The 1,280-nt window shown below is 46.9% G+C and carries 1 protein-coding gene and 1 rRNA gene; one reads left to right on the plus strand and one right to left on the minus strand.

The features are described from left to right. Positions 1-367: 367 nt before the first annotated feature. Positions 368-586, plus strand: coding sequence for a YdgH/BhsA/McbA-like domain containing protein (locus F7Q90_RS25645; protein ID WP_006122329.1), 219 nt, complete (start codon positions 368-370; stop codon positions 584-586). Between the two features lie 569 nt (positions 587-1,155). Here F7Q90_RS25645 and rrf read toward each other — a convergent pair. Then, a 5S ribosomal RNA gene (rrf, locus tag F7Q90_RS25650) occupies positions 1,156-1,271 on the minus strand. Positions 1,272-1,280 lie beyond the last annotated feature (9 nt).

Raw genomic sequence — 1,280 nt, forward strand, 5'->3', positions numbered from 1 at the left:
GCCTTGTTGTAGTTGCACCAGTTGGTGATTTTGAATTTCTGCTTAGCCACGGAACTGCCTGCATTATCAGGATTATGCGTGATCTGATCCTGCAACTCAGCAAAAGTTCGATTTATTCAACAAAGCCGATCTGGGCCTGAAAATGTCAGTTCAAAATAACGTCCCGATTGTTGAAATATGTTATTTCCGTATTAAATCCCTACACAGTTAACCTGATGATATTCACTTTTACACACTGCAATTAATCTTATCAGCTTGATATTAATTAGAGCACACGACGTTAATTTTAGATCGCGTTCCTTTTGCTAATTTGATTTTAACGGAGCCAGACAGACTCCTTCATCAACCGGAATCAAGGGGTAATGTTATGAAAATCAATAAAGTATCATCAGCCGCTGCGGCTGTAGCATTGACACTGATGTCTTTTGGTTGTTTCGCCGCAGAAACGGTCTCTGCCACCTCGTTAACGCTGGATGGCGCGGTTTCTAAAATCGCCAGACAGGCTAAACAGCAGGGCGAGCATTTTAAAGTGATTAGTGCTGACACGAATAACTACGCACACGTCACCGCTGAATTATATAAATAATGTCAGTAAGTGAAATAAAAAGCCGGTTTAAAACGCCTCCCGGCGCTTTAATTACCGGCTTTTCAAACTTTTTATTCATATCTTACCGTGCCGACGTATATTTCCCTGCATTAACACGTAATTAAATCGCCAGTATTTAGCCCCTGTACGTCACATCTTTTCTTCCAGTAAAACGAATGCGCCCAAAAGTCACGTTAAGCACAGACATATCCGTTTCTTGGATCACGGCAGGGGTGACGCGTTCGTTTGATTTACTGGTTTTGATATTGAAAGAGATCGGATGTCATAACGTCGGGATGATGGCAGGCTTACCCTGTTTCACGACATTATTTATATTCAGGAAAGGAGGCGGAAATACGTCATAAGCCATCGTCTCATCGCGTTGCTATAAACGGAATGAGAATGGGCTGACAGTCGACGGAGGGTTCCGGCATGATGGTTTCGCGCGCCCGGTCAGGCAGCAACAGAGATCTGTGAAGCCCGCAGAGGCCCGGCAGCCCCCGCCCTCCCCGGACGACGGACGTAAAAAAGCCCCGTACTTCCGTACGGGGCTTCTTCACCTGATTGATGCCTGGCAGTTCCCTACTCTCGCATGGGGAGACCCCACACTACCATCGGCGCTACGGCGTTTCACTTCTGAGTTCGGCATGGGGTCAGGTGGGACCACCGCGCTACAGCCGCCAGGCAGATTCTG

It is taken from the genome of Pantoea stewartii subsp. stewartii, assembly GCF_008801695.1.
Taxonomy (GTDB): domain Bacteria; phylum Pseudomonadota; class Gammaproteobacteria; order Enterobacterales; family Enterobacteriaceae; genus Pantoea; species Pantoea stewartii.